Origin of the sequence: uncultured Limimaricola sp., assembly GCF_964022235.1 — a bacterium.
Taxonomy (GTDB): Bacteria; Pseudomonadota; Alphaproteobacteria; order Rhodobacterales; family Rhodobacteraceae; genus Limimaricola.
This window is the reverse complement of record NZ_CAXHZL010000002.1, coordinates 147,620-160,270: the sequence shown is the minus strand read 5'-3', so window position 1 is coordinate 160,270 and position 12,651 is coordinate 147,620. Positions and strand designations below refer to the sequence as shown.

The following is a 12,651-nucleotide window of genomic DNA, read 5'->3' as shown; positions in this document are numbered from 1 at the left end:
AGGATCGGTCAGGGACCACCGGTTCGAGACCGGCTTTACAGGGAGACAACGACGCGATGACCGAGCACCAGCCCCAGATGGCAGAACCCGGATTCCGCGATTCCGTCGACATGATGTTCAACCGCGCCGTGGCGCTGATGGACCTGTCGCCGGGACTCGAGGAGAAGATCCGGGTCTGCAACGCCACATATACCGTGCGCTTCGGCGTGCGGCTGCGCGGCCAGATTCACACCTTCACCGGATACCGCTCCGTGCATTCCGAGCACATGGAGCCGGTCAAGGGCGGCATCCGCTACGCATCGTCCGTGCATCAAGAAGAGGTCGAGGCGCTGGCCGCGCTGATGACCTACAAATGCGCGCTCGTGGAGGTGCCTTACGGTGGCTCCAAGGGCGGGCTCAGGATCGACCCGCGCGACTGGGACGAGCACGAGCTCGAACAGATCACCCGGCGATTCGCCTATGAGCTGGCCAAGCGCGACCTGATCAGCCCGTCGCAGAACGTGCCCGCCCCCGACATGGGCACCGGCGAGCGCGAGATGGCCTGGATCGCCGACCAATACGCGCGGATGAATACCACCGACATCAACGCCCGCGCCTGCGTCACCGGCAAACCGCTCAACGCGGGCGGCATCCATGGCCGGGTCGAGGCGACGGGCCGCGGCGTGCAATACGCGCTGCGCGAATTCTTCCGCCACCCCGAAGACGTGGCCAAGGCCAACTTGTCGGGCAAGCTCGCGGGCAAGCGGATCATCGTGCAGGGTCTGGGCAATGTGGGTTACCACGCCGCCAAGTTCCTGTCGGAGGAGGATGGCGCGAAGATCACCGCGATCATCGAGCGCGACGGCGCCATCGTCGACGAGAACGGCCTCGACGTGGAGGCGGTACACCAGTGGATCGGCAAACACGGCGGCGTCGCGGGCTTCGCAGGTGCCACGCATCACGACGACGGGGCCAAGATCCTCGAGGCGGAGTGCGACATCCTGATCCCCGCCGCGCTTGAGAGCACGATCCACCTCGGCAACGCCGAGCGGATCCGCGCGCCGCTCATCATCGAGGCCGCCAACGGACCCATCACGGCGGGCGCCGACGATATCCTGCGCGGCAAGGGATGTGTCATTATCCCCGACATGTACGCCAACGCCGGTGGCGTGACCGTGTCCTACTTCGAATGGGTCAAGAACCTCAGCCACATCCGCTTTGGCCGGATGGAGCGGCGTGCCGACGAGGCCCGCGCGCAGGCGATCGTCGACGAGCTGGAGCGACTGTCGGATGACGAGGGGCTCGGCTGGAACCTGTCGAAGGACTTCAAGGCGCGCTATCTCAAGGGCGACGACGAACTGGAGCTGGTTCGCTCGGGTCTCGATGACACCATGCGCACGGCCTACCAGTCGATGCGCGAGATCTGGCACGCGCGCGACGACGTGCCCGACCTGCGCACCGCGGCCTATCTGGTGGCGATCGGCCGGGTGGCGATGAGCTATCGTTCCAAGGGGCTCTGACGCCCGGCTCATTCCCTTATGTTAACGAAATACCGCCGCAATCTGCCCCTAACCTGAAGGCGACTGAACAGGCCGGAAGGCACGGGACATGAGCGGACCATCGGCAACAGACCGGCACGGGGCAGCACCGTGCCGGCGCCCTCGCAAGACCTTCGCGCGGGACGACCGCGGTTCAATGTCGATCGAGGCCGTCCTGTGGATTCCGTTGTTCACCTTTTTCATCCTGCTGGTGACGGATGTCTCCAACGTCTATCTCAAGCAAAGCGAGGCGATGCGGATATTGCAGGACGGCAACCGCGCGCTGTCGGTCAGCCCGCTTCTCACGCCAGCCGCGGCGCAGTCCGCCATCACGCAGAAGCTGGCCCTCAAGGTCAAGGGGGCGACGGTCAGCACCGGGATCACCGGCAAAACCATCGTCACCACAGCAACGCTGCCGCTCAAGTCTATGACCATGACCAGCGCTCTGCCGTTTCTGGGCAGCAGCGTGATGACGCTGAGCACGCGGCACATGGTCGAGTATTGACCATGGGGCCGCACTGCCTGCCGCGCGCGCTCTGGTCCCGGCTTGCACGGGACGTGTCCGGCGCGATGACTATGTTCGGCCTGTTCGTGTTTCTCTCGATGGCGGTGGTCGGCGGGCTCGCCATCGATGTGAGCCACGTCCATGCCGAGCGGGTGCGGCTGCAGGCGATGGCCGATGCCGCGGCGCATGCCACGCTGGTCAGCCGTCGCAAGATGTCGGCAGAGGCGGCCAAGGCGGCGGCCGTGGCGATGGTGCAGGCCGCGGAGCCCGACGCGCGGCGCGGCGACGTGTTGTTGGCCTCCGATATTTCCTTCGGTTCGTTTGACTATGTCACCGGAAAATTCACCGCAAATTCCACGGGAACCAAGGCGGTGCGGGTCTCGACCGCCCGGCTCGCCAATCGCGGCAACGCCGTCGCCAGTTATCTGACGAACCTGATCGGCATCGACAGCTGGGACGTGTCGCGCGAGGCGGTCTTCGTGTCCTACAGCCCGGGCTGTTCCGAGCAGGGCTTCCTCTCGGAAGGGCCGATCGACGTGCAGTCGAACAACGCCTACCTCAACGGCTTTTGCATGCATTCGAACACCTCGGTGTCGATCAACAACAACAACACCTTCCAGCCCGGCACCGTGCTGTCGCTGCCGAACCTGTCGCTGCTTTCGATGCCTTCGTCGGGCTTCCAGCAGAACGATGGGCTGCAGGCGGCGCTGCGCGCCGACACGATCGAGGTTCGCGAGCTTCGCGACCTGCCCGACATCATCGCGCAGATCCAGACCTATGGCTCTTGGCACACGCCGGACTACGTAACCTCGGGCAGCGTGATCCAGATGTCGGGGTCCAAGTTTTCAGCCGATCAGTTCAAGACCGGTCGCATTCACCGGTTGTCTTGTCCGGGCGGCAGTTTTTCGATCGATACGAAAGGTCTCACCACCACGATCCGAAAGGCGGTGATCGTCACGGATTGCGCCGTAAGCCTTGGCGCAGGTCTCGTGCTCGAGGATGCGGTCCTTGCCACCACGAACACGGGGACTAAGTCGATCACGGGCACTTCCGGCCTGCAGATTGGCCGTATCGACGCCTGCCAGCCGGGTGGCAGCGCACAGATCCTGACGATGGGCAGCTTGAGCCTGCCTTCGGGGTTCAACATGCACGGCAGTCAGGTCATCGCCGCTGGCGACATCAAGTTCAGCGCGGGGGCCGTCGGTATCGGCCTGTCGCTGATCGCGGGCGGCGAAATCAACGGCACTTCGAACATGTTGATGTACCGCTGCTCGGACGGGATGGAAGACAACTTCCGGGTGGATCACTACCGCCTCGCCCTCTAACCTGCGGGCATGGATTGGACCGCCGCTCTCGATGGCTACTGCGAACGGCTTGCGCCCGGTCTGTGGGCCGAGCCGCTGAACCTCGTCTCCAACGCCGCTTTCCTCATCGCCGCGATCTGGTGCTGGCGTCGCTCGGGGGGGCTGATGCTGCCGCGTGCGCTGTCGGCGCTGCTCTTCGCCATCGGCATCGGCAGCGCGCTGTTTCACTCCTTCGCCACGGTCTGGGCCTCGGCGGCGGACGTGGTGCCGATCGGGGTCTTCATCCTCGCCTATGTCTACGCCGCGAACCGCGCCTATCTGCGCTGGCCGGTCTGGGCCGCAGGCCTCGGGGCGGCGGGTTTCGTGCCTTGGGCGCTGTTGTTGACGCCGGTCTTTGCCGCGTTGCCGTTCTTCACCGTCTCGGCCTTCTACTGGCCGGTGCCGCTTTTGATCGCGGTCTATGCCGTCTGGCTTTGGCGGCGCTGGCCGATGGTGGGGCGGGGGATGGCGCTGGGCGCGGGGCTGTTGTGCCTCTCGCTCGCCTTTCGCTCGCTTGACCTTACGCTCTGCGCGGGCTGGCCCCTCGGCACGCATTTCGTCTGGCACACGCTCAACGGGGTGTTGCTGGGCGGGATGATCGAGCTGATCCGCCGGGCGCTGCTTGCGGGACCGCGCCGCGCCCGCTAAAGCCGGGATCGACCAGACAGGAGAGCCCCATGTCGATCGACACCGACACCGCCCGGCGGGTGGCCAAGCTGGCCCGCATCCGGGTCGAGGAGGAGGCGCTGCCCGCGCTCGCCTCCGAGTTCAACACCATCCTCGGTTTCATCGAGCAGCTGCAGGAGGTCGATGTGACGGGCGTCGAGCCGATGACCGGCGTCACGCCGATGCATCTCAAGCGCCGCGACGACGTGGTCACCGACGGCAGCCAGCAAGAGAAGGTCCTCGCCAATGCGCCCGACGCGCGCGAGGGCTTCTTCGCGGTGCCGAAGGTCGTGGAATAAGGGGCGGAATGATGACCGAACTGACCAAGCTCACCATCGCCTCGGCGCGCGACGCGCTGCGAAAGGGCGAGATTTCCTCGGTCGAGCTGACGACGGCGCTCAATGCCGCCGTCGATGGCTCTGACAAGCTCAACGCCTATGCCCACAAGACGCCCGAGATCGCGGGCGCCCAGGCCGAGGCTGCCGACGCGCGGCTCAAATCCGGCGATGCGCCCGACCTGTGCGGCATTCCCTTGGGTATCAAGGATCTGTTCTGCACCGAAGGTGTAGCGAGCCAGGCCGCGAGCCGCATCCTCGAAGGCTTCCGCCCGCAATACGAGTCAACCGTCACCACCCAGCTGTTCCGCGACGGTGCGGTGATGCTGGGCAAGCTCAACATGGACGAGTTCGCGATGGGCTCGTCCAACGAGACCTCGGCCTACGGCGCCGCCGTGAACCCGTGGAAGGCCGATGACGGCGTCGAACTGACGCCGGGTGGCTCCTCGGGCGGCTCGGCTGCCGCCGTGGCCGCCGACCTGTGTCTCGGCGCGACCGGCACCGATACCGGCGGCTCGATCCGGCAACCGGCGGCCTTCACCGGCATCACCGGCATCAAGCCGACCTACGGGCGCTGCTCGCGCTTTGGCATCATCGCCTTTGCCTCTTCGCTCGATCAGGCCGGGCCGATGACCCGCGACGTGCGCGATGCCGCCATCATGCTGCGCGCCATGTCGGGGCATGATCCGAAGGATTCGACCTCCGCCGATCTGCTGGTTCCCGATTTCGAGGCGATGCTGACCGGCGACATTCGCGGCAAGGTCATCGGCATCCCGCGCGAATACCATGTCGACGGTATGCCGACCGAGATCGAGACCCTCTGGACCCGCGGCACCGAGATGCTGCGAGACGCGGGCGCGCTCATTCGCGACATCTCGTTGCCACATACGAAATATGCGCTGCCCGCCTATTACGTGATCGCCCCGGCCGAAGCCTCGTCGAACCTTGCGCGATACGACGGGGTGCGCTTTGGCCACCGTGCCAAGCTGGCGCAGGGCGACGGCATCACCGAGATGTACGAAAAGACCCGCGCCGAGGGCTTTGGCCCGGAGGTGCAGCGCCGCATCATGGTCGGCACCTACGTGCTCTCGGCCGGCTTCTACGACGCCTACTACAATCAGGCCCGCAAGGTGCGCGCGCTGATCAAGCGCGACTTCGATCAGGTCTTTGCCGAAGGGGTCGACGCGATCCTGACGCCCGCGACGCCGTCCTCGGCCTTTGGCTTGGGCGCGATGAAAGACGCCGACCCGGTGCAGATGTATCTCAACGACGTGTTCACCGTGACGGTGAACCTCGCCGGTCTGCCGGGGATCTCAGTGCCCGCCGGTGTCGATCACAAGGGCCTGCCGCTGGGGCTGCAGCTGATCGGGCGACCGTGGGAGGAGGGCGACCTTCTGAACACCGCCTATGCGCTCGAGCAGGCGGCAGGTTTCGTTTCCAAGCCCGCCAAATGGTGGTAACGGGCGCAATCGAACAGATCAGGGCCCGGAGTGTCGCCGTGAAACCGCATGTCTCTCGTATGAACCTCGCAGCCCTCGCGGGCGTCGCCATGGCCCTGTCGGCTTGCGCGGCGCAGGTGCCAGACAGCGGTGCCGCCGCCGCCCGTGCCCAGCGCGAGGCGCAGCTCACCGGCGGCTTCGCCAGCCAGCCCGCCACCTTCGGCGCGCCCGTGGGCGGAACCATCGCCAGCACTGAGCTTTCGGCGGTGGGCATCGGCGCGGCCTCGGGACAGGATCTGGACCGGCGCGGTGGCGTGCAGGCCAGCCCGACCAACGCCGCGCCGGGTGGCAACGGAGCCGCGATCTCGGACGAGCAGAACTTCGATGCCGTGGCGGGTCGCGAGACAATCCAGTCCGACGCCGAACGCCGCGCTCAGCAGGCCGCGGCCTATCAGGTGATCCAGCCCACCGCGCTGCCGCAGCGCGCGGGCGACACCGGCCCGAACATCGTCGAATACGCGCTGAACGCGCCGAACAAGCGCGGGCAGGAGTGGTATTCGCGCTTCATCCTCGGCTCGATGGGCAATCGGTTCGAACGCAACTGCGCCTCCTATCGTTCGCCCGACGCGGCGCAGCGCGATTTCCTCGCGCGTGGCGGCCCCGAGCGTGATCCCAAGGGCATCGACCCTGATGGCGACGGTTTTGCCTGCGGCTGGGACCCGGCGCCGTTCCTCGCGGCGGTCGGCCGCTAAGGCGCGATGCCGCTCTCACCGAATCACGGGCCGCGACGCCTCGGCGCGCGGCCCGATCTCGTCGTGATCCATTACACTGCAATGACCAGCCACGACGAAGCGCTGGATCGGCTCTGCGACCCCGAAGCCGAGGTTTCGGCGCATTGGCTGATCTCGGGCGGCGGCGCGGTCACCGCGCTGGTGCCCGAAGAGCTGCGGGCGTGGCACGCAGGCGCCGGGCGCTGGGGTGAGGTGTCGGACGTGAACTCCCGCTCCATCGGCATCGAGCTGTACAACCGTGGCGACCATCCCTTTGCCGGACCGCAGATGGCGGCGCTCGAATCGCTGTTGAGTGAGATCATGGGTCGCTGGACGATCCGGCCCGAGCGGGTGATCGGCCATTCCGACATGGCACCTGACCGCAAGGACGACCCCGGCCCGCGATTCGACTGGCGCCGACTGGCGCGGCATGGGCTCTCGATCTGGCCCGAACCGGGGCAGGGGCCGCCCGCGTCGCCGATGCGCTTCGACGATCTGGCGCGGCGATTCGGCTACACCGCCGAGGTGCCCCACGCGATGCGGCTCAGGGCCTTTCGTCTGCGGTTTCGTCCCCGGGCCAGCGGGCCGCTGGACGCCACCGACATGGCATTGATCGCCGACCTCGCCGCGCGCTTTCCCGTTGACCGGGACGCGGCCGAAGCTTAGGGCACGAGAGCGCGGATGGCTGGATGGCCGCGGGCCTTCACAGGTTCGAGGAAAGTCCGGACTCCACAAGGCACGGTGCCGGGTAACGCCCGGCCGGGGCAACCCGAGGGAAAGCGCCACAGAGAACAGACCGCCCTGGTCAATGCGTCGGAGGTTCGCCTCTGTCGGAACCAGGGTCAGGGTGAAACGGTGGGGTAAGAGCCCACCGCGGGACGGGCAACCGGACCGGCACGGCAAGCCCCACCGGGAGCAATGCCAAATAGGGACCTCGCGCGGGTTTTGATCCGGGTTCGCCGGATATCGCCGTAGGGACGCCTGACCCCGAGAGGTCCGGGTTGGCAGCTTCAGGCGCTCTGGCAACAGGGTGTCGAGATGAATGGTCATCGCCGGGGGCAACCCCGGAACAGAATCCGGCTTACAGGCCATCCGCGCAAATTTCCCACAGGCAAGCTGACCCGTTTCGCGGTTGACAGCGCCTCGCGCGCGGTTAAAAGCCGGGTCTCAGACGTATTCACGCGGGCGCCGTCAACGCGCACGCCCCGCGAGCAGGAGAGACGACCATGGCGAAACCGACGACGATCAAGATCCGCCTGAACTCGACCGCGGGGACCGGCCACTTCTACGTGACCAAGAAGAACGCCCGCACCATGACCGAGAAGATGGTCGTGCGTAAGTACGACCCCGTCAAGCGCGAGCATGTCGAGTACAAGGAAGGCAAGATCAAGTGATCTGAGCCTGTCCTTGGCAGAGTTTCGAAAGGCCGTGCCCCGCAAGGGGTGCGGCCTTTCTCATTGTGGATCGGCCTGCGCGAGCAGCCAGTCGCGCGCCGCCACGCTGGCGGGCGGCATGCGGGTGCGCGAGGCCAGCAGATAAAAGTCGCGCCCGCCGCGCAGCCCATGCGCCACGACCTGCACCAGCCGCCCGGCGGCAAGGTCGCGGTCCACGAGAAACCGGCTCGCCAGCGCGATTCCCTGTCCCGCCAGTGCCGCATCGAGCGCCAGAGTGGTCTGGCTGAATCGGATGCCCTTGAGCGGACCGGGAAAGACGTCTGCGAATGCCTCTCGCAGAAAGCGTGGCCAGAGGTCATGCGTGTCGTGCAGCAGCGTGTGCCGCGCCAACGCCTCGGCCCCGAGCGGCAGATCGTCCGCCGCCACCGGGGCTGGCGCGCAGACCGCGACGATGTCTTGCCGAAACAGCGGATCGGCCCGGATACTGGCTCCGAAAGGTGGCTCGCCCTGACGCACGGCGAGGTCGATGCCGTCGGAATGAAAGCTCGTCACCCGCTCGGTCGCCATCACACGCAGGTCGATCTCGGGATGCGTCTCGGCAAAGCCGGGCAGGCGCGGGATCAGCCATTTCGAGGCGAAGGTCGGCGTGACCGAGATGGTGACATGGCCCGGCGCGGGCCGGAGCCGCGCCGTCGCCTCCGAAAGCTGTGCAAAGGCCTGCGACACGGCGGCATGGTAGCTGCGTCCTTCCTCGGTGAGCGACAGGCCCCGCGCCTCGCGCAGGAACATCCGCATGCCAAGCTGCGCCTCCAGCCCGCGCACATGCTGCGCCACCGCCCCTTGGGTCACGCCCAACTCTTCGGCCGCGGCGCGGAAGGTCAGGTGGCGGCCCGCCGCCTCGAAGGCGCGCAGGGCGTTGAGCGGCGGCAGGTCGGTGCGGCGCGACATGATAGATTTCCTACTGTCAGGATGCAGAAGTTCTGGCGCGTCATTTCAGACTAACCCGCCTATCTGGAGAGGCAACGGGGTCGGCGTTGCCGCCTCACCGTCCTTTCAGGAGATCCTCATGACGGTAGAAAACCTGAATCCCCTCATGGCCCGGACCGGTGTGTCGCGCTGGCGCGACCCGCGCCTTGCCTTCGCGATCAAATGGATCGCCAGCTTGATCCAGATCGCGGGTTACGCGCTGACGGCTTTCGATATGACGCCGTGGAACCTCTATCTGTTTCTCGCGGGTGTGCTGGGCTGGTTCGCCGTGGGCGTGCTGTGGAACGACCGGGCGATCATGCTGATCCATCTCGTGGCGCTGGGGGCGATGATCGCGGGGCTGATCAGCGGTTAGACCCCGAGCCTGTCGCGCAGCGAGAACCACGTCATCGCCAATGTCAGCAGCGGTGCTCGAAAGCGCGCGCCGCCGGGAAACGGCGAAACGGGCAGGGCGCTGAAGGTGTCGAACCGTCCGGCCTGTCCGGCCACGGCCTCGGCCATGACCCGCCCGGCCATGCCCGACAGCGCCACGCCGTGGCCCGAAAAGCCGGCACCCGACAGGATGTTGGGTCCAATGCGTTGCAGCGAGGGCAGGCGCGACATGGTGATGCCGAGCGTGCCGCCCCAGACATTGTCGATCCGCACATCGGCTAGCTGCGGGAACAGGCTCTCCATCCGGGCGCGCAACGCACTCGTGATGTCGGTCGGAAAGCCGATCGAATAGCTCTCGCGCCCGCCGAACAGAAAGCGGCGATCCTCGGTCATCCGGTAGTAGTTCACCACGAATCGCGAATCAGCGACGGCGATGTCGCGCGACAGCACCTCGCGCCAGCGTTCGCCCAGCGGCTCGGTCGCGGCGATGAAGCTGTTGATCGGCATCACCCGCGCCGCGACCTCGGGCATGATGCCGGGCAAATAGCCGTTGCCCGCGAGAATCACGTGGTCGGCGGTGACACGGGCCTTGGGCGTGTGAAGCACGGCAGGCGTGCCGCGCTCTACCTGCGTCACCTCGGTCAGCTCGTGGATCGTGACCCCGGCGGCCTCGGCCTCGCGGGCCAGCGCGCGGGCATAACGCAGCGGGTGCAGATGCCCCGCGCCCTCGTCGATCAACCCGCCGTGATAGGCGTCGGTCTTTACGATCTCGCGCAGGCCGGCGCGGTCCAGCGGCCGGATCGCGTCGTAGCCATAGGCCTTGGCGAGATGCTCTGCCTCGGCCCGGTCGTCTGCCGCCTCGCGGCCCGAATAGGCCCCGTGCACCACGCCGGGCAGGTAGCGCGCTTCGGGCGCATGATCGGCGCAAAAGTCGCACAGCTGCCTCTTGGCGTCCTCGGCCAGATCCCAAAGCTGCCGCGCCCGGCCTTGCCCAAGCTTGTCCTCGAGCCAGAGTTGCCCCTTGTTGAAACCCGATCCGACCTGACCGCCGTTGCGCCCCGAGGCGCCAAAGCCCGCGCGATGCGCGTCGAGCACCACAACGTCGAGCCCGGCGCGCGCGGCCGTCAGCGCCGCCCAGAGCCCGGTAAAGCCCGCGCCGACGATGGCCAGGTCGCAGCGGCGGTCGGCCTCGAGCGGGGCACGGTCGGCCACCGGCTCGGCGGAGGCGGCGTACCAGCTGCGCGGCATCTGGCCGGGGCGGTCGTTGCGGTAGAGCGGGTTCATACGTTGAGCAGCAGGTGCTGGCGCTCCCACGGGCTGATCACTTGCAGGAATTCGTTGTATTCGGCGCGCTTCACGATCGAATAGACGCGCACGAACTCCGGCCCCAGCACCTCGTGCAGCTCCTTGGCGCTGTCGAAGAGATCAAGGGCGGCGTAGAGCCCCTGCGGGATCTCGTCGGCGGCCTCGTAGGCATCGCCGCGGTAGCGCTTGTCGGGCCAGATCTCGTTCTTCATGCCCAGATACCCGCAGGCCAGAGAAGCCGCGATGCAGAGGTAGGGGTTGCAGTCCATGCCCGCGAGCCGGTTTTCGACCCGTCGCGCCTGCGGCGGCGAGATGGGCACGCGGATGCCGGTGGTGCGGTTGTCGCGGCCCCATTCGAGGTTGATCGGAGCGGCGTGGTCGCGCACGTAGCGGCGGAAGGAGTTCACATAGGGCGCGAACATCGCGATCACGCTCGGCATGTGCTCTTGCAGACCGCCGATGAAATTGAAGAAGGCGTCCGTCTCGCCACCCTGCGGGCCGGTGAAGAGGTTACGGTCCTTGCGATCGATGATCGAATGGTGGACGTGCATCGCAGAGCCCGGCTCGCCCTCAATCGGCTTGGCCATGAAGGTGGCAAAGCAGTTGTGCTTGAGCGCCGCCTCGCGGATCAGCCGCTTGAAGAAGAACACCTCGTCGGCGAGCTTCACCGGGTCGCCGTGGCGCAGGTTGATCTCGAGCTGGCCCGCGCCGCCCTCTTGGGTGATGCCGTCGATCTCGAAGCCCTGGATCTCGGCGTATTCGTAGATGTCGTCGATGACGGGGCCGTATTCGTCCACCGCCGTCATCGAATAGGCCTGACGCGCGGCGGCGGGCCGACCGGTGCGGCCGAGCATCGGCTCGATCGCCTTGGCCGGATCGACGTTGCGCCCGACGAGGTAGAACTCCATCTCGGGCGCCACCACGGGCGTCCAGCCCTCGGCCTTGTAGAGATCGACGACGCGCTTGAGCACGTTGCGCGGCGAGCAGCCGACGGGGCGGCCCTTTTGGTCATAGGCGTCGTGGATCACCTGCAGCGTGCCGTCGGCGGCCCAAGGGGCGGCGGTGGCGGTGGCGAGGTCGGGCCTGAGGATCATGTCGGGTTCGACAAAGCCCTCCGGGCCCGCCGCCTCGCCCCAGTCGCCGGTGATCGTCTGAAAGAAGATCGAATTGGGCAGGTGGAAGAACTGCTGACGCTCCCATTTGGCGGCGGGGACCGCCTTGCCGCGCGCGATGCCGGGAAGGTCCGCGATCACGCATTCGACTTCATCGAGGCGGTGCTGATCGAGATAGAGACGGGCGGCTTCGGGGATCTCGTCGATCCAGCTCATGCGGCCCCCTTCAGCACGCGAGCCATGCGCTCGGCCATCACATCGGCGTTCACCGGGCGGTCGAGATTGGCGAGCGCGTCATCGATCTGCTCTTGCGGCACCACGCCGATGGCGCGGGTGGTGGCGAGGCCTTCGATGAAGCGCGCCCCGAACTCGGGGTGCGGCTGCACGGTAAAGACGTGATCGCCCCAGGCCAGAGCCGCATGAGCGCAAAAATCGTTCGAAGCGCAGACCCGCGCACCCTCCGGCAGCGTCACCACCTGATCTTGATGCCACGCGTTGAGCGCAATCTCGCGGCCTTCGAAGTCGTAGGTCTTGCGACCCACCGACCAGCCGCCCGCGAATTTCTCGACCCGACCGCCAAGCGCCTGCGCGATGATCTGATGACCAAAACACACGCCCACGAGCGGGCGTTGTTTCCCGTGAATCTCCCGGATCAGCGCCTCGAGCGGCGCGATGAAGGGGTGATCCTCATAGGCGCCATGCTTGGAGCCGGTGATGAGCCAGCCATCGCAGTCATCGGCGCTGGCGGGGAAGACCATGCCCTCCACGTCATAGCGGCAAAAAGCAAAGCCATGCCCGTCGAGCAGCCGCTCGAACAGGTCCGAATAGTCGCCGAGATCCGGTCGCAGCACGTCTGGCGCGTGGCCGGTTTCGAGTATGCCGATCTGCATGGAGCACCGTGTCTAG

At 66.7% G+C, this 12,651-nt stretch carries 14 protein-coding genes and 1 other RNA gene; 11 read left to right on the top strand and 4 right to left on the bottom strand.

The genetic code is table 11. The features are described from left to right. Positions 1-77: 77 nt before the first annotated feature. From AADJ02_RS03270 to rpmG, 10 genes are all read left to right on the top strand, one after another. Entirely contained in the window at positions 78-1,499 is a 1,422-nt protein-coding gene (locus AADJ02_RS03270) for a Glu/Leu/Phe/Val dehydrogenase (protein WP_341211823.1), read from the top strand. Between the two features lie 175 nt (positions 1,500-1,674). Further along, positions 1,675-2,022 (top strand): hypothetical protein, encoded by a 348-nt coding sequence (locus tag AADJ02_RS03265; protein WP_341211555.1) that lies wholly within the window; start codon positions 1,675-1,677, stop codon positions 2,020-2,022. Positions 2,023-2,087: 65 nt separating this feature from the next. After that, the gene (locus AADJ02_RS03260) at positions 2,088-3,347 is read left to right on the top strand and encodes a pilus assembly protein TadG-related protein (RefSeq protein ID WP_341211554.1); all 1,260 of its coding nucleotides are present in this window, start codon (positions 2,088-2,090) and stop codon (positions 3,345-3,347) included. A gap of 9 nt (positions 3,348-3,356) precedes the next feature. Next, complete coding sequence (locus AADJ02_RS03255) at positions 3,357-4,013, top strand: hypothetical protein (protein ID WP_341211553.1); 657 nt, start codon at positions 3,357-3,359, stop codon at positions 4,011-4,013. A gap of 29 nt (positions 4,014-4,042) precedes the next feature. Next, positions 4,043-4,330 carry an Asp-tRNA(Asn)/Glu-tRNA(Gln) amidotransferase subunit GatC gene (gatC, locus tag AADJ02_RS03250; RefSeq protein ID WP_341211552.1) on the top strand — a complete coding sequence of 96 codons (288 nt, stop codon included), beginning with the start codon at positions 4,043-4,045 and terminating at the stop codon, positions 4,328-4,330. A gap of 11 nt (positions 4,331-4,341) precedes the next feature. After that, positions 4,342-5,826, top strand: coding sequence for an Asp-tRNA(Asn)/Glu-tRNA(Gln) amidotransferase subunit GatA (gene gatA / locus AADJ02_RS03245; protein WP_341211551.1), 1,485 nt, complete (start codon positions 4,342-4,344; stop codon positions 5,824-5,826). A gap of 59 nt (positions 5,827-5,885) precedes the next feature. Next, positions 5,886-6,557 carry a hypothetical protein gene (locus AADJ02_RS03240; protein ID WP_341211550.1) on the top strand — a complete coding sequence of 224 codons (672 nt, stop codon included), beginning with the start codon at positions 5,886-5,888 and terminating at the stop codon, positions 6,555-6,557. A 6-nt stretch (positions 6,558-6,563) separates the two neighbouring features. Continuing rightward, positions 6,564-7,241 (top strand): N-acetylmuramoyl-L-alanine amidase, encoded by a 678-nt coding sequence (locus AADJ02_RS03235; protein ID WP_341211549.1) that lies wholly within the window; start codon positions 6,564-6,566, stop codon positions 7,239-7,241. Positions 7,242-7,252: 11 nt separating this feature from the next. Next, an RNA gene (gene rnpB, locus AADJ02_RS03230) (RNase P RNA component class A) lies at positions 7,253-7,675 on the top strand. 126 nt (positions 7,676-7,801) lie between these two features. After that, entirely contained in the window at positions 7,802-7,969 is a 168-nt protein-coding gene (rpmG, locus tag AADJ02_RS03225) for a 50S ribosomal protein L33 (RefSeq protein ID WP_017928995.1), read from the top strand. 60 nt (positions 7,970-8,029) lie between these two features. Here the strand turns inward: rpmG and AADJ02_RS03220 are convergent, their stop codons facing one another. Continuing rightward, positions 8,030-8,917 (bottom strand): LysR substrate-binding domain-containing protein, encoded by an 888-nt coding sequence (locus AADJ02_RS03220; RefSeq protein ID WP_341211548.1) that lies wholly within the window; start codon positions 8,915-8,917, stop codon positions 8,030-8,032. A 145-nt stretch (positions 8,918-9,062) separates the two neighbouring features. On the opposite strand from AADJ02_RS03220, the gene AADJ02_RS03215 reads away from it, so the two are divergent. Beyond that, positions 9,063-9,311 (top strand): DUF6552 family protein, encoded by a 249-nt coding sequence (locus AADJ02_RS03215; RefSeq protein WP_341211822.1) that lies wholly within the window; start codon positions 9,063-9,065, stop codon positions 9,309-9,311. On the opposite strand, the gene AADJ02_RS03210 is transcribed toward AADJ02_RS03215, so the two are convergent. The 3 genes from AADJ02_RS03210 to AADJ02_RS03200 are packed head-to-tail and all read right to left on the bottom strand — an operon-like array spanning position 9,308 to position 12,635. Further along, entirely contained in the window at positions 9,308-10,612 is a 1,305-nt protein-coding gene (locus AADJ02_RS03210; protein ID WP_341211547.1) for an FAD-binding oxidoreductase, read from the bottom strand. The genes AADJ02_RS03215 and AADJ02_RS03210 overlap by 4 nt on opposite strands. Beyond that, a complete protein-coding gene (locus AADJ02_RS03205) occupies positions 10,609-11,961 on the bottom strand; it encodes a glutamine synthetase family protein (protein WP_341211546.1) in 1,353 nt (450 codons plus the stop codon). The genes AADJ02_RS03210 and AADJ02_RS03205 overlap by 4 nt, the downstream gene beginning before the upstream one ends. Beyond that, the gene (locus tag AADJ02_RS03200) at positions 11,958-12,635 is read right to left on the bottom strand and encodes a type 1 glutamine amidotransferase (RefSeq protein WP_341211545.1); all 678 of its coding nucleotides are present in this window, start codon (positions 12,633-12,635) and stop codon (positions 11,958-11,960) included. Before AADJ02_RS03200 ends, AADJ02_RS03205 begins: the two co-directional genes overlap by 4 nt. Positions 12,636-12,651 lie beyond the last annotated feature (16 nt).